Raw genomic sequence first — 14,170 nt, 5'->3', positions numbered from 1 at the left:
GCGGCCACGACCAGGTCCACGTCGCCGGGGGTGGGCATCAGCGCCAGCGCGGGCGGGCGTCCGGCCCGCGCCACGTCCGCTTCGGGCAGCAGTTCCAGGTAGTAGATGGTGGCGCCGGTGCGCTGCGCCACGCCGGGCACCGATGTGGTTTGCGCCCACCAGCCGGCGTGTTCGGCCATGTCGACGATCCAGTCGGCCAGGACGCCGCCGCCCTGGCCGCCCATGGCCAGGATGGCGATCTTGATGGGGTTGCCTTGCTGCATTGCCGGCGGGTTCATGAAGGGCTAGTCCTTACAGGGCGTATTGGGCCAGCCGCGCGGCGCGGCGGCGTTGCAGGAAACCGATCACGGCGCCGCGCATGCGCGCCAGGAAGCGGTCGGTGCCGGTGGGGTTGTGCACGATGTCGGCGCGGTAGAAAGACGGGCACAGCACGGCGGCATGGGCCACTTCGCCGCAGTTGCCGCAGCCCACGCAACTGCTTTCCACGTGGGCTACCGGGTCTTCCTTCAAGGGGTCGCCGCTGTCCTTGATGGACAGCGATGGGCAGCCCGACAGTCGGATACAGGCGTGGTCGCCCGTGCACACGTCGGGGTCCACACCAAAGCGTTCCTTGACCACGCGGCGGCCTTCCTTGACGGCCTTGTTGAATAGCGGCTTGATGCGGCGCTGCTTGTTCAACATGCATTCGGACTGCGCGATGATGACCTTCGGACCCTTGATGTCCGTGGTCAGCGCTTCTTCGATGGTGGCGCGCACCTTGGCCACGTCGTAGGTGCGGTCCAGCGTGCGCACCCACTTCACGCCCACGCCGCGCACGGCGTGATCGATGGGGTTGTTGGTGGACCGGTCGGGGTTGTCGGCGCGTGACGACAAAATGTCTTGCCCGCCGGTCGCCGACGCATAGAAGTTGTCAACGATGACGATGACGCCGTCGTACTTGTTGAACACCGCGTTGCCGATGCCGGACGACAGGCCGTTGTGCCAGAAGCCGCCGTCGCCCATGATGGAAATGGGGCGCTTGGCGGCGGGCACGTTGAAGGCCGCTGCACTGGACGCGCCCAGGCCGTAGCCCATGGTGGTGGCGCCCAGGTTGAAGGGCGGCAGGATAGAGAACAGATGGCAGCCGATGTCGCACGAAATGTGATGCTGCCCCAGCTTTTCCTGTGCCAGCGTCAGCGCGGAAAAGATCGGTCGTTCAGGGCAGCCGGTACAGAACCCGGCGGGGCGCGGCGGCACCACCGACGCCAGCCCGTCCACCTGCTTGTGGAACGTGATGGGCTGCTCGACGGGCTTGGCGGCGGGCTTTGGGCGGGCGACTTCGGTGATTTCAAGTTGGCTGCTGGGGGCCTGGGCCTGGGCCTGGGCCACCGCATCCACCGCCACCGCCGGATGGGTCTGTAGCGATTCGGGGCGATGGCGCTTCAGGAACTCGCGCACGCCGTCGCGCATGACCTGCGTGGTGTATTCCCCAGCCATCGGCAGCACGTCCTTGCCGGACAGATGCGTGTCGATACCCGCCTTGCGCAGCACGGCGTGCAGGTTCTGTTCGATGTAATCCGGCTGGCCTTCTTCCAGCAGCAGCACCGCGCGCTTGCCCCGGCAGAATTCCGTGACCTCGTCTTCGATAACGGGATAGGTCACGTTCATGACGTACAGCGGAATGCGGCTGTTGCCGAAGTTATCGGCCAGGCCCAACAGTTGCAGCGAACGGATCACGCCGTTGTACAGGCCGCCTTGCAGGATCAGGCCGATGTCGTCCTGGTCGCCGTCAAAGTGCTCATTCAGCTTGTGTTCTTTGATATAGCGGATGGCTGCGGGCCAGCGATCCTTGATTTTTTCCTGCTCGTGCAGGAAGGACGCGGGCGGCAGCACGATGCGGCTGGTGTCGCGCGCCGGGCTTTCCAGCGCCTGGGCCAGTGAAAACGCGGGCCGCTTGTTTTCCTTGGCCATGAAGCGGCCATGCACATGGCAACCCCGGATGCGCAGTTGCAGCATCACGGGCGTCTTGCTGGCTTCCGACAATTCAAAGCCGTCTTCCACGGCCTTGACCATGCTTTCCAGGTTGGGGCGCGGGTCCAGCAGCCAGATCTGCGACTTCATGGCGAACGCGTGTGAGCGTTCCTGCATGATGGACGAGCCTTCGCCGTAGTCTTCGCCCACGATGACCAGCGCGCCGCCGGTGACGCCGCCCGATGCCAGGTTGGCCAACGCGTCCGAAGCAACGTTGGTGCCCACGGTGGACTTCCACGTGACCGCCCCGCGTATCGGGTACATGACCGATGCCGCCAAGGTGGCGGCGGCGGTGGCTTCCGAGGCGCTGGCCTCGAAGTGCACGCCCAGTTCCTGAAGGATGTCGTTGGCGTCGGCCAGCACATCCATCAAATGCGAAATGGGCGAGCCCTGATAGCCCGCCACATAGCCCACGCCCGATTGCAGCAACGCTTTGGTGACGGCAAGAATGCCCTCGCCGCGAAACTCTTCGCCGGCGCCGATGCGCAACTGCTGGACTTCTTTCTTGAAAGACCTTTCAGCCATCTCGAACTCCTGGTGGGGCCGGATGACCGGTCCTCAAGCCTTGCTGCCGTGCAGCATCGTCGTGCCACGAAATTGTCGTCTGAAAAATACTTTAGGAGTCAACGTTTTAGCTGTCAACAAAAAAGATGAAATTTCATGGAAATCAAAAAATATCACGCGAAAACAAGGATGTATATACTGGTTGTTCTCTAGCTTCATGGCGGGTTTTCGGCCCCGCCATGGTGCAAAAACGGGTCGCGATTCGGGGTATACCCTGTGCTGCGCAACAGCATTGCCGTGCATCATGGCGCGCGTTTGCGCCGTCGTGGTGCAATGCGTTTTTTCGGCCGTCGGCCAAACATGAATTCCGGTGCGTGGGAGCAAAGCAACATGCGGTTGGACAAGCAGCGGGACACACAATTGACCGGTCGCGGCACGGGCGGCCCCCGTTTCGTTGACGGCTATCTGGCTTATCTGCTGGCGCAGGCCAGCCAGCGCATCTCGGCTGAATTTCATCTGCAGGTGAAGGCGGCCGGGCTCTCGGTGACGGAATGGCGGGTGTTGGCCAGCCTGGAAGGCAGCCCCGGCGAAACCATCGGCACCCTGGCGGTGCTGGCCATCACCAAGCAACCCACGCTAAGCAAAGTGGTGCAGCGCATGGAAGCCGAGGGGCTGGTGGCGCGCACCGGCGTGCGGGCCGACCGCCGCCAGACCCGCGTGTGCATCACCACCAAGGGCACCCATCTGATCGCGGCACTGTGCGAACAGGCGTTGCAGCATCAAAAGGCCGTGCTGGCGCCGTTCGGCGAAGAAAAGGCGGCGCTGCTGATCGACATGCTGGAAGTGTTGATGACCGAGCATGTGCCGCTGGAATTGCCGATCGACGCCGAGGAATAAGTGAGCGGTGATTCGGGCGGTGATTCGGGCGGTGATTCGGGCGGTGATTCCGGCGGTGATTCCGGCGGTGATGGCGGACGTTGCATCCGCGCACTCGAACATTGTTCGATCCAACTATTTTGTTACATGCTTATACGTCCCTTAATAGATCGCTCTCTGTGAAAAGGGGCCACGGTACGCATAAACCCTGAATTGACTGGGGTCATACGCGTAGGCACACTCGGCGCCGGTATTCAGACTAATGTCAGGAGTTAACCCCTATGCGCCGCACTTTGATTGCTATCGCGATCGCCGCCGCCGTGGCCGTGCCCTCGATCGGGCACGCCAAGACCTTCCGTTGGGCCGCCCAAGGCGACATCCTTACGTTCGACCCGCACTCGCAAAACGAGGGCATGACGATCGCCGCCAACAGCTACATCTACGAGCCGCTGGTTGACTACGACAAGACGTTCAAGGTGGTGCCGCGCCTGGCTACGGAATGGGAACAGGTGTCGCCGACGCTGTATCGCTTCAAACTGCGCCCCGGGGTGAAGTTCCATGACGGCGCGGCCTTCACGGCCGACGACGCGGTGTTCTCGATTCACCGTGCAATGGCGCCCACGTCGAACTACAAGGCCTACACGACCGGCATCAAGGAAGCGCGCAAGATCGACGACCTGACCATCGAGATCGAAACGTCGGCGCCCAACCCGGTGCTGCTGCGCCAACTGACCAACGTGTTCATCATGAACAAGGCCTGGTCCGAAAAGAACAACATCGCCAAGCCGCAGGACTACGTCAACAAAGAAGAAACCTTTGGCGCGCGCAATACCAACGGCACCGGCCCCTACAAGCTGAAGACGCGCGAAGTGGACGTGCGCACCGTCTTTGAAGAAAACAAGGACTGGTGGAACAAGGCCGGCAAGGTCGGCAACGTGACCGAGGTGGTGTTCACGCCGATCAAGCAGAACGCCACGCGCACCGCCGCGTTGCTGTCCGGCGAAATCGACTTCGTGCTGGACCCCGCCGCCCAGGATCTGGAGCGTTTGCGCCAGGCGCAAAAGGTGGTCGAAGGCAACGAATACCGCACCATCTACCTGGGCCTGGACCAGAAGCGTCCGGAATTGCAGTATTCGAATATCAAGGGCAAAAACCCGTTCCAGGACATCCGCGTGCGCGAAGCGCTGTACCGCGCCATCGACGTGGACGCCATCAAGCGCGCCGTGATGCGCGGCCTGTCCGCGCCCACCGGCACAATGATCGCGCCGCAGGTGCATGGGTGGGCGGAATCGGTGCACAAGCGTGTGCCGTACGACCCCGAAAAGTCGCGCGCCTTGCTCAAGGAAGCCGGCTACGACGGCACCCTGAACTTCACGCTGGACTGCCCCAACAACCGCTACATCAACGACGAAGCCATCTGCCAGGCCGTGGTCGGCATGTGGGCCAAGGTGGGCGTGAAGGCCACGATGAACGCCATGCCGCGTTCCACGTACTTCCCCAAGGTGCAATCGTTCGACACCAGCGCCTACCTGTTCGGCTGGGGCGTGCCCACGTTCGACGCCATGTACTCGTTGCAGAACCTGATCCGCACCAAGGGCGAAGGCGCGGACGGCATGTACAACCTGGGCGGCTACAGCAACAAGGAACTTGACGTCATCATCGACCGCATCAAGACCGAGACCGATCCCGCCAAGCGCGACGCCGACATCATCACCGTGCTGCAAGGGCACGCCAAGGACTTCGGCCACATCCCGCTGCATGACCAGGTCATCCCCTGGGCGATGCGCAAGAACGTCACGGTTATCCACCGTGCCGACAATCGCCTTGTTGCCGACTGGGTCAAGGTTGACTGATCCCGGCTAACCAGACGGCGCGGAGCCCATCCGGCTCGCGCCGTCTGTTTTTGGTTGTTCCCCTATGTTTGCTTTCATACTGCGCCGCCTGTTGCAGGCCGTAGCGGTGATGCTCACCGTCGCGCTACTGGCTTTTGTGCTTTTTCAATACGTCGGCGACCCTGTCACCATCATGCTGGGGCAGGACGCCACCGATGCCGAGCGCGTCGAACTGCGTGAACGCCTGGGCCTGAACGAGCCCGCCATCGTTCAATTCGGCCATTTCGTGGCCAACGCCGCGCAGGGCAATTTCGGCATTTCGCTGCGCCAGAGCGAACCCGTTTCCACCTTGCTGAAGTCCCGCCTGCCCGCCACGCTGGAGCTGTCCATGGTGGCCGCCTTGCTGGCGCTGGTAGTGGGCGTGCCGCTGGGCGTGTACACCGCGCTCAAGCGCAACAGCCTGGTTTCGCAGCTGCTGCTGGCCGGTTCCTTGCTGGGCGTGTCGCTGCCGACCTTCCTGATCGGCATCCTGTTGATCCTGGTGTTCTCGGTGCAGCTGGGCTGGCTGCCCAGCTACGGGCGGGGCGATACCGTCGCCGTGGGCTGGTGGACGTCGGGGCTGTTCACCGCTACCGGCTGGAAGCACCTGATCCTGCCGTCCATCACCTTGTCGTTGTTCCAGATGACATTGGTGCTGCGCCTGGTGCGATCTGAAATGCTGGAAGTGCTGCGGTCCGACTACATCAAGTTCGCCCGCGCACGGGGCTTGAAGCGCCGCGCCATCCACTTTGGCCATGCGCTGAAGAACACGATGGTGCCCGTCATCACCATCACCGGCTTGCAACTGGGCGGCATCATCGCGTTTGCCATCGTGACGGAAACCGTATTCCAGTGGCCGGGCATGGGCCTGCTGTTCATCCAGGCGGTGCAATTCGCCGACGTGCCGGTCATGGCCGCGTACCTGTGCCTGATCGCGCTGGTGTTCGTGGTGATCAACCTGGTGGTCGATCTTCTTTATTTCGTCGTGGACCCGCGCTTGCGTTCCGGGATGACTCGCGCCGGAGGGGCTCACTGATGCGCGCCGCACTCAAACGCTGGTGGGACAGCGACATTGCCTGGGCCTGGCGCCGCGCGCCCGTGGCCATCATCGCGACGCTGTTGCTGGCGACGCTGCTGATAGGCTCGTTCGGCGCCGGCTGGGTCGCGCCGCACAACCCGTTCGACCTGACCACGGTGGAATTGCTGGACGCCCTGTTGCCGCCCGCCTGGGAGGCCAACGGCCAGGCCACGTACCTGCTGGGCACGGATAGCCAGGGCCGCGATCTGTATTCGGCCATCCTGTACGGCACGCGCGTGTCGCTGTTGATCGGGCTGGCGTCGGTGCTGCTGTCGATGCTGATCGGCATCGTGCTGGGGTTGATCTCGGGCTATGCGGGTGGGCGCATCGATGCGTTCATCATGCGGGTGGCCGACGTGCAGCTGTCGTTCCCGGCGATTCTGATCGCGCTGTTGATCGATGGCGTGGCGCGCGCCGCGGTGCCGCGCGAGATGCACGAACTGATCGCCTTCCCCGTGCTGATCGGCGCCATTGCGCTGGCCGGCTGGCCGCAGTACGCACGCACCGTGCGCGGCTCCACGCTGGTGGAGAAAAACCGCGAATACGTGCAGGCGGCGCGCGTGATCGGCGTGGCCTCGCCCGTCATCATGTTCCGCCACGTGCTGCCCAATGTGCTGGGGCCCGTGCTGGTGCTGGCCACGGTGCACCTGGCCACCGCCATCATCACCGAGGCGACCTTGTCGTTCCTGGGGGTGGGCGTGCCGCCGACCGCGCCGTCGCTGGGCACGCTGATCCGCATCGGCAACGATTTTCTGTTTTCCGGCGAATGGTGGATCACCATTTTTCCGGGCGCGGCGCTGGTGCTGCTGGTGCTGTCGGTCAACCTGCTGGGTGACTGGCTGCGCGATGCGCTCAACCCGCGGCTGAATTGAGGTAACCATGAGCGCACTTCTGGAAGTCCGCAATCTGCGCGTGGAATTTCCCACGCGCCGCGGCACGCTACGCGCCCTGGACGACGTGTCCTTTTCCATCCAGGCCGGCGAAGTGCTGGGCGTGGTGGGCGAATCGGGCGCCGGCAAATCGCTGACCGGCGCCTCCATCATCGGCCTGCTGGAACCGCCCGGCCGTATCGCGGCCGGCGAAATCCTGCTGGCGGGCCGCCGCATCGACAACCTGCCCGACGAGCAGATGCGCCGCGTGCGCGGCCGCGAAATCGGCGCGGTGTTCCAGGACCCGCTCACGTCCTTGAACCCGCTGTACACGGTGGGCCGGCAGCTGGCGGAAACCATCGTCACGCATCTGGACATGACGTGGTCGCAGGCGCGCAACCGCGCGGTGGAATTGCTGGCGTCCACCGGCATCCCGGCCGCGCGCGAACGCATCGACCACTATCCGCATCAGTTCTCGGGCGGCATGCGGCAACGCGTGGTCATCGCGCTGGCGCTGGCCGCCGAGCCCAAGCTGGTGGTGGCCGACGAGCCCACCACGGCGCTGGACGTGTCTATTCAGGCGCAGATCATCGAACTGCTGAAACGCCTGTGCCGCGACCACGGCACGGCGGTCATGCTGATCACGCACGACATGGGCGTGATCGCCGAAACCGCCGACCGCGTGGCGGTGATGTACGCGGGCCGCGTGGCCGAGATCGGGCCGGTGGCCGACGTGATCCACAAGCCGCGTCATCCCTATACGGCCGGGCTGATGGGGTCCATCCCGTCAATGGACGGGCACACGGAACGGCTGGTGCAGATCGACGGCAGCATGCCGCGGTTGAACGCCATTCCGCCGGGCTGCGCGTTCAATCCGCGTTGCGGTCAGCGCCTGCCGCGCTGCGCGACCGAGCGCCCGGAATTACTGCCGGCGGGCACGTCCCGCGCGGCCTGTTGGTTGCATGAGGACAAAGCGATGGTGGCCGCATGAACGCGCCCTTGGTTGAAGTAAAGGATGCCGCGCGCTGGTTCGATGTGTCGCCGCCGTGGCTGGAACGCAAGCTGGCGGGCAAGCCCCGCGTGATGCTGCGCGCCGTGGATGGCGTGTCGTTCGACATCGCGCGCGGGGAAACGCTGGCGTTGGTGGGCGAATCGGGCTGTGGCAAGTCCACGGTTGCGCGCATGCTGGTGGGCCTGTACGGGCTGACGCGTGGCGACATCCGGTTCGACGGCCAGCCGCTGTCACGCATGTCGGAGACAGGCGGCCGCAATCTGCGCAAGCGCTTGCAGATGATTTTTCAGGACCCGTACGCCAGCCTGAACCCGCGTTGGCGCGTGGGCCGCATCATCGCCGAACCCATGCTGACGCACACCACCATGACGCCCGCCGAACGTGGGGCGCGCGTCGGCGAATTGCTGTTGCAGGTGGGGCTGGACCCGGCGGACCAGGGGCGTTATCCGCATCAGTTTTCGGGCGGGCAGCGTCAACGCATCTCGATTGCGCGGGCGCTGGCGGTGAACCCGGAATTCCTGGTGTGCGACGAACCGACGTCGGCGCTGGACGTGTCGGTGCAGGCGCAGGTGTTGAACCTGATGAAGGACCTGCAACGCAAGCTGGGCCTGACTTATCTGTTCATTTCGCACAACCTGGCCGTGGTGCACCATGTGGCCGACCGGGTGGGCGTGATGTACCTGGGCCGGATGGTGGAAGTGGCGCCGCGCGATGAACTCTTTGCGCGGCCCAGGCATCCGTACACGCGGATGCTGCTTGAGGCGATTCCGGATATCAACGGGGCCGGCAAGCCGCGCACGGCGGTGGCCGGCGAAGTGCCCAATCCGCTGAACCCGCCGTCAGGGTGCACGTTTCATCCGCGCTGCCCCCACGCCAATGACCGCTGCCGGGCCGAAGCGCCGGTTGCCATGTTGACCGGGGTTTCCGTGGTGGCCTGCCATGCGGTAGAGGAAGGGCGCGCCTGAGGAAGGATGCGCCCGAACGATAAGGGCGGGCTGCAATGGCGCCCAAGCCGTCACGGGCCGGGCCCGACCCCGCCGGGTATCAGTGGCGGGGTTCGTGGACCGAGTCGTACGGCGTGTCGTCGTCCTCATCGTCCTCGTCCTCGTCTTCGTCCTCTGCGTCTTCCGTGCTCGGGTCCGCTTGCGGTTCTTCGGTCAGCGCAAAGGGCAGGACGTCTTCCAGGTTGTCGGACCACGCGGATTCTTCGCCGTCGTGATCCAGCTTGATGAAGCGTTCGCCTTCGTTCAACGAAATCTGCACGGCCCACAGGTACAGGCAGTCGTAGGTGTCGTCATCGGCATGCGGCAGCCCGCCGCGATTGCCCAGCAGGCGCGAGCCCGCGCCGCCCATCTGGACGTGAGTCTGCTCTTCGTCCGCTTCCGCGCCTTCGTCCATCGGCACGCCATAGGTGACCCACTCGGTGCCTTCGTCGCCCAGGATGACTTCGGCCAGCACCGGCTTGCCCAGATAGGCGCTGAGGGCGTCGGCGGTCTTGGCCAGCATGTCCAGCTCGGACGTGCTGAAGTGGGTGACGGAGGCTGGGGGAGTGGCAGAGGCGGACATGAAGGGGGTTCCTGGGCGCGATGAAGCCGCGACGGCACGGCAAGATACATAAAGTCAGGCGCTATTGTCGCGCGATCGGCGCTGCGTTGCATCAGGCGCTTGGATGACGCGGCGTTACAAGGCTGTCAGGCCCGCGCGGGCCGGCGGCTCAATGTCCTTGCCGGCGTCAAGTGTTCAGCCCTTGATCCGCCGGCAATGCCCGACCAGCGGCCGTATCCCGATGACGTACCGCGGCAACGGCACACCGTCATTCGGACAGGCCCTACACTTGCGCCCTGTTCTTATATTCCTCTTTCGCATCACCCATCCATGTCGCGATCCGACCCTTCCGCCGTTCCCGCCCGCTACCTGCTGTTTCCGCTGTTGGCCGCCCTGATCTGGTCCGTCAACATGATCGTCACGAAGATGGCCGCCGGCGTGATCTCGCCTGCCGTCATCGGCTTTTACCGCTGGGCGCTGGCCGGCGCGGTCCTCACGCCGTTCGCATTGCGAGGCGTGTGGACGCAACGCCGCCTGATCCTGCCGTACCTGCCCAAGTTCGCCGTGCTGGGCGGCTTGGGCATGGCGCTGTACCAAGGGCTGGCCTATGTGGCCGCGTCCAGCACCACCGCCACCAATATGGGCATCATCACCGCCATGATCCCGCTCTTGACCATCGCGGTGGGTACGGTGGTGCTGCGCCAGCGGCCCACGCTGATGGCGATGCTGGGCGGCGTGGTGTCGCTGGCCGGCCTGGCGCTGCTGATCGGCGAGGGCGACCCCGCGCGGCTGCTGTCCGTGGGCGCCAACCCGGGTGACCTGTTGATGGGCATGGCCGCGCTGGCCTATGCGCTGTATGGCGTGCTGCTGCGTCGCTGGGGCCTGCCGGTGGGCCCGTGGGTGTCGCTGTACGTGCAGATTGGTTTTGGGGTGCTGTTCCAGTTGCCGGCATTCCTGATGGCCGCGCCGTCGCCGCTGAATGCCGACAACGTGCCCCTGGTGCTGTACGCCGCGATATTTCCGTCCCTGTTTGCGCCTTTCCTGTGGATGCAGGGGGTCAAGCACCTGGGCCCGAACCGCGCCAGCATTTTTCTGAACCTGATGCCGGTGGGCACCGTGGCCATCGCCTCGGTGTTCCTGGACGAAAAGCCGCATCTGTTCCATATCGTGGGCGGCTTGCTGGCGCTGGCCGGGGTCATGCTGGCGCAGATGCGCACGCCGCGCCTGGGGGCACGGCGCGGGTAAGGGGCGAGAAAGGGGCGCGGTGACCCGGGCGGAGACCCGGGCAGAGACCCGGGCAGAGACCCGGGCTGTGACGGGGACGGAGAAGCGGGGCGGAGAACCGGGGCGGAGAACGGGGTGGTAACCCCGACGTTCCCCCGCTGACGCACGCCTGTCAGGGTTCCGGCCTACAATCGACGGTTCATCAGCTTTCTTTCCCTATACGAGCCCATGGCCCAATACGTCTACACCATGAACCGCGTCGGCAAGATCGTGCCGCCCAAGCGGCAGATCCTGCGTGACATCTCGCTTTCGTTTTTTCCTGGCGCCAAGATCGGCGTGCTGGGCCTGAACGGCTCGGGCAAGTCGACGCTGCTGAAGATCATGGCGGGCGTCGATAAAGAGATCGAAGGCGAAGCCATTCCCATGCCGGGCCTGAACATCGGCTATCTGCCGCAGGAACCGCAACTGAACCCCGAGCACACGGTGCGCCAATCGGTCGAAGAGGGCCTGGGCGCCGTCGTCACCGCCAAGAAGCGCCTGGACGAGGTCTACGCCGCCTACGCCGAGCCGGACGCCGACTTCGACGCGCTGGCCGCCGAACAAGCCGACCTGGAAGCCATCATCGCCGCCGCCGCCTCCAGCGGTTCGGACGACATCGAACACCAGATGGAAATCGCCGCGGACGCCTTGCGCCTGCCGCCCTGGGACGCCATCGTCGGCAACCTGTCCGGCGGTGAAAAGCGCCGCGTGGCCCTGTGCCGCCTGCTGCTGTCCAAGCCCGACATGCTGCTGCTGGACGAACCCACCAACCACTTGGACGCCGAAAGCGTGGAATGGCTGGAGCAATTCCTGCACAAGTTCCCCGGCACGGTGGTCGGCGTGACCCACGATCGCTACTTCCTGGACAACGCCGCCGAATGGATCCTGGAACTGGATCGCGGCTACGGCATCCCCTGGAAGGGCAACTACAGCTCGTGGCTTGAACAAAAAGAAGACCGCCTGAAGCAGGAAGAGTCCTCGGAATCGGCCCGCCAGAAGACCATCAAGAAAGAACTGGAATGGGTGCGCCAGAACCCGAAGGGCCGTCAGGCCAAGGCCAAGGCTCGCCTGGCCCGCTTCGAGGAACTGTCGTCCTACGAATACCAGAAGCGCAACGAAACGCAGGAAATCTTCATTCCCGTGGGCGAGCGCCTGGGTAACGAGGTTATCGAATTCAACAACGTCAGCAAGGCGTATGGCGATCGCCTGTTGATCGATAACCTTAGCTTCAAGATCCCGCCCGGCGCCATCGTCGGCATCATCGGCGCCAACGGCGCCGGTAAATCCACGCTGTTCCGCATGATCGCGGGCCGCGAACAACCGGATTCTGGCGAAGTCACCATCGGCCAAACCGTCAAGCTGGCCTACGTGGACCAGTCGCGCGATGCGCTGGAAGACAAAAAGACGGTGTTCGATGCGGTGGCCGACGGCGCCGACATCCTGACCGTGGGCAAGTTCGAAATGTCGTCGCGCGCCTATCTGGGCCGCTTCAACTTCAAGGGCGGCGACCAGAACAAGGTCGTGGGCCAGCTGTCCGGCGGTGAACGCGGCCGCCTGCACATGGCCAAGACGCTGATCGCCGGCGGCAACGTGCTGCTGCTTGACGAACCGTCCAACGACCTTGACGTTGAAACGCTGCGCGCGCTGGAAGACGCCTTGCTGGAGTTCCCCGGCAGCGTCATGGTCATCAGCCACGATCGCTGGTTCCTGGACCGCATCGCCACGCACATCCTGGCCTTCGAAGGCGATTCGCAAGTGGTGTTCTTCGACGGCAACTACCAAGAGTACGAAGCCGACAAGAAGCGCCGCCTGGGCGAAGAAGGCGCCAAGCCCAAGCGCCTGCGCTACAAGGCACTGAAGTAAGCGCTGAATTAAGCGCGGAAGTAAGCGACCAGCTTATTCGGTCCAAGAATCCCGGCCTGCGCGCCGGGATTTTTTTTCGACGACAGAATCGAAGTCGCATCGACAAGGCAATACACTTTCTTCGTGCGGAACGGCTATTTGGACAAGGCATCGGCTACGTCGACCCGCCACCTGCTTGCATCGGCCCGCCGCTATATCATTGAACAGCACGCGCGGGCTTCGGCTGCGCCGCGTTGCGGTTCCCCTTTATTCCGTTGCCGGCTTTCCGGAGATTCCCGATGCTGCTGCAAGCCTCCGATTCCACCTTCCTCATCGTCGACATGCAGGGCCGATTGATGCCCGTCATCCATGACAACGAGGCCGTGCTCAACACCACGCACAAGCTTGCGCGGGCCGCGCGCTTGCTTGATGTGCCGGTCATCGCCACCGAGCATCACAGCAAGATGCTGGGCGTGACGGTGGACCCGTTGCGCGACATCGTGCAGTCCACATTCCAGAAGATGCATTTTTCTTCCGCCCGTGAACCGGGCTTCGAAGCGTGGCTGCCGGCCGCGCGCAAGACCGTTCTGGTGGCGGGCTGCGAAGCGCATATCTGCGTGCTGCAAACCGTGATCGGCTTGGCGGATATGGGCTATCACGCGGTGCTGGTGTCGGACGCGGCTGGCTCGCGCAAGCCTTCGGATCATCATGCGGCGCTGCGCCGTGCGCGCGCGCATGGCGCGGAAATCGTCACCTCGGAAATGGCGATATTCGAATGGATGCAAACTTGCGAACATCCGCGTTTTCGCGAGGTGTTACGTCTCGTCAAATAGCCGACGCGCCTTGCAACATCGTCCCTGGGGCGCACAATTATTCTCTCGCTGTTTGACACAATTCCTGGGCAAACCTAACACCGCTCGCGCGGATATTTTGAGATCCTGAAGTTTCTAAACCCATATGGGGATCGCGCGCTCGCGTCAGGTCCATGGTGCGGCCCCGGGGATAAGAATAGGAGCCTCATCATGAAAATCGCATCTCTTTCCAAAATCTGTGTCGCACTGGCGATGACCGCCGCCATGGCGGGCTGCTCGTCCTGGGACGGCATGAGCCATCGCCAAAAGAGCACGGTGGGCGGGGCCGCATTGGGCGGCGTCGCAGGCGCCGTGATCACCAACGGTGGCGTGCTGGGTACGGTGGGCGGAGCGGCGATCGGCGGTGTGATCGGCGATCAGGTCGGCAAGCACTAAAGCGCTGCATCAACGCAAACGCCCGGCAATGCCGGGCGTTTTTTTTGGCCGTG

The 14,170-nt window shown here is 64.1% G+C and carries 13 protein-coding genes and 1 pseudogene; 11 read left to right on the top strand and 3 right to left on the bottom strand.

Annotation, left to right across the window (positions count from 1 at the left end):
• Together ACNPP0_RS18265 and ACNPP0_RS18260 are read right to left on the bottom strand one after the other, a co-directional pair.
• Positions 1–278: pseudogene (locus ACNPP0_RS18265) on the bottom strand (indolepyruvate oxidoreductase subunit beta family protein); the annotation flags it as partial.
• 13 nt (positions 279–291) lie between these two features.
• Complete coding sequence (locus ACNPP0_RS18260; RefSeq protein WP_448706628.1) at positions 292–2,535, bottom strand: thiamine pyrophosphate-dependent enzyme; 2,244 nt, start codon at positions 2,533–2,535, stop codon at positions 292–294.
• On the opposite strand from ACNPP0_RS18260, the gene ACNPP0_RS18255 reads away from it, so the two are divergent.
• The 7 genes from ACNPP0_RS18255 to ACNPP0_RS18225 all read left to right on the top strand — a co-directional run bounded on the left by ACNPP0_RS18255 (position 2,516) and on the right by ACNPP0_RS18225 (position 9,185).
• Positions 2,516–2,878, top strand: a complete 363-nt coding sequence (locus ACNPP0_RS18255; protein ID WP_332612785.1) for a hypothetical protein — start codon at positions 2,516–2,518, stop codon at positions 2,876–2,878. The two genes, ACNPP0_RS18260 and ACNPP0_RS18255, sit on opposite strands and share 20 nt — an antisense overlap.
• 26 nt (positions 2,879–2,904) lie before the next feature.
• Entirely contained in the window at positions 2,905–3,411 is a 507-nt protein-coding gene (locus tag ACNPP0_RS18250) for a MarR family winged helix-turn-helix transcriptional regulator (RefSeq protein ID WP_332612783.1), read from the top strand.
• Between the two features lie 260 nt (positions 3,412–3,671).
• Complete coding sequence (locus ACNPP0_RS18245) at positions 3,672–5,243, top strand: ABC transporter substrate-binding protein (protein WP_332612782.1); 1,572 nt, start codon at positions 3,672–3,674, stop codon at positions 5,241–5,243.
• A 64-nt stretch (positions 5,244–5,307) separates the two neighbouring features.
• Positions 5,308–6,297 carry an ABC transporter permease gene (locus ACNPP0_RS18240; protein ID WP_046803504.1) on the top strand — a complete coding sequence of 330 codons (990 nt, stop codon included), beginning with the start codon at positions 5,308–5,310 and terminating at the stop codon, positions 6,295–6,297.
• Entirely contained in the window at positions 6,297–7,211 is a 915-nt protein-coding gene (locus tag ACNPP0_RS18235; RefSeq protein WP_104143527.1) for an ABC transporter permease, read from the top strand. Before ACNPP0_RS18240 ends, ACNPP0_RS18235 begins: the two co-directional genes overlap by 1 nt.
• Before the next feature lie 7 nt (positions 7,212–7,218).
• On the top strand, positions 7,219–8,199 hold the full coding sequence (locus ACNPP0_RS18230; protein WP_448706627.1) for an ABC transporter ATP-binding protein: 981 nt from the start codon (positions 7,219–7,221) through the stop codon (positions 8,197–8,199).
• Entirely contained in the window at positions 8,196–9,185 is a 990-nt protein-coding gene (locus tag ACNPP0_RS18225; protein WP_448706626.1) for an ABC transporter ATP-binding protein, read from the top strand. The genes ACNPP0_RS18230 and ACNPP0_RS18225 overlap by 4 nt, the downstream gene beginning before the upstream one ends.
• Before the next feature lie 79 nt (positions 9,186–9,264).
• On the opposite strand, the gene ACNPP0_RS18220 is transcribed toward ACNPP0_RS18225, so the two are convergent.
• A complete protein-coding gene (locus ACNPP0_RS18220; protein WP_332612780.1) occupies positions 9,265–9,786 on the bottom strand; it encodes a hypothetical protein in 522 nt (173 codons plus the stop codon).
• A gap of 309 nt (positions 9,787–10,095) precedes the next feature.
• Here ACNPP0_RS18220 and ACNPP0_RS18215 point away from each other — a divergent pair, with 309 nt between their 5' ends.
• From ACNPP0_RS18215 to ACNPP0_RS18200, 4 genes are all read left to right on the top strand, one after another.
• Positions 10,096–11,010, top strand: coding sequence for a DMT family transporter (locus tag ACNPP0_RS18215; protein ID WP_104143532.1), 915 nt, complete (start codon positions 10,096–10,098; stop codon positions 11,008–11,010).
• A gap of 207 nt (positions 11,011–11,217) precedes the next feature.
• Positions 11,218–12,891 carry an energy-dependent translational throttle protein EttA gene (gene ettA / locus ACNPP0_RS18210; RefSeq protein WP_006217650.1) on the top strand — a complete coding sequence of 558 codons (1,674 nt, stop codon included), beginning with the start codon at positions 11,218–11,220 and terminating at the stop codon, positions 12,889–12,891.
• Positions 12,892–13,169: 278 nt separating this feature from the next.
• The gene (locus ACNPP0_RS18205) at positions 13,170–13,703 is read left to right on the top strand and encodes an isochorismatase family protein (protein ID WP_448706625.1); all 534 of its coding nucleotides are present in this window, start codon (positions 13,170–13,172) and stop codon (positions 13,701–13,703) included.
• Positions 13,704–13,892: 189 nt separating this feature from the next.
• Positions 13,893–14,117 (top strand): YMGG-like glycine zipper-containing protein, encoded by a 225-nt coding sequence (locus tag ACNPP0_RS18200; protein ID WP_039882797.1) that lies wholly within the window; start codon positions 13,893–13,895, stop codon positions 14,115–14,117.
• The last annotated feature ends 53 nt before the right edge of the window (positions 14,118–14,170 follow it).

This window comes from Achromobacter semiaridum, from assembly GCF_053543755.1.
Note: the sequence above shows the minus strand (reverse complement) of the source record. Positions and strands in the feature narration are given on the sequence as shown.

Excerpts from the sequence above, each read along its gene's own strand:
- ACNPP0_RS18260 (WP_448706628.1), bottom strand. The coding sequence starts at position 2,535 with ATGGCTGAAAGGTCTTTCAAGAAAGAAGTCCAGCAGTTGCGCATCGGC.
- ACNPP0_RS18250 (WP_332612783.1), top strand. The coding sequence starts at position 2,905 with ATGCGGTTGGACAAGCAGCGGGACACACAATTGACCGGTCGCGGCACG.
- ACNPP0_RS18245 (WP_332612782.1), top strand. The coding sequence starts at position 3,672 with ATGCGCCGCACTTTGATTGCTATCGCGATCGCCGCCGCCGTGGCCGTG.
- ACNPP0_RS18240 (WP_046803504.1), top strand. The coding sequence starts at position 5,308 with ATGTTTGCTTTCATACTGCGCCGCCTGTTGCAGGCCGTAGCGGTGATG.
- ACNPP0_RS18235 (WP_104143527.1), top strand. The coding sequence starts at position 6,297 with ATGCGCGCCGCACTCAAACGCTGGTGGGACAGCGACATTGCCTGGGCC.
- ACNPP0_RS18230 (WP_448706627.1), top strand. The coding sequence starts at position 7,219 with ATGAGCGCACTTCTGGAAGTCCGCAATCTGCGCGTGGAATTTCCCACG.
- ACNPP0_RS18225 (WP_448706626.1), top strand. The coding sequence starts at position 8,196 with ATGAACGCGCCCTTGGTTGAAGTAAAGGATGCCGCGCGCTGGTTCGAT.
- ACNPP0_RS18220 (WP_332612780.1), bottom strand. The coding sequence starts at position 9,786 with ATGTCCGCCTCTGCCACTCCCCCAGCCTCCGTCACCCACTTCAGCACG.
- ACNPP0_RS18215 (WP_104143532.1), top strand. The coding sequence starts at position 10,096 with ATGTCGCGATCCGACCCTTCCGCCGTTCCCGCCCGCTACCTGCTGTTT.
- ettA (WP_006217650.1), top strand. The coding sequence starts at position 11,218 with ATGGCCCAATACGTCTACACCATGAACCGCGTCGGCAAGATCGTGCCG.
- ACNPP0_RS18205 (WP_448706625.1), top strand. The coding sequence starts at position 13,170 with ATGCTGCTGCAAGCCTCCGATTCCACCTTCCTCATCGTCGACATGCAG.
- ACNPP0_RS18200 (WP_039882797.1), top strand. The coding sequence starts at position 13,893 with ATGAAAATCGCATCTCTTTCCAAAATCTGTGTCGCACTGGCGATGACC.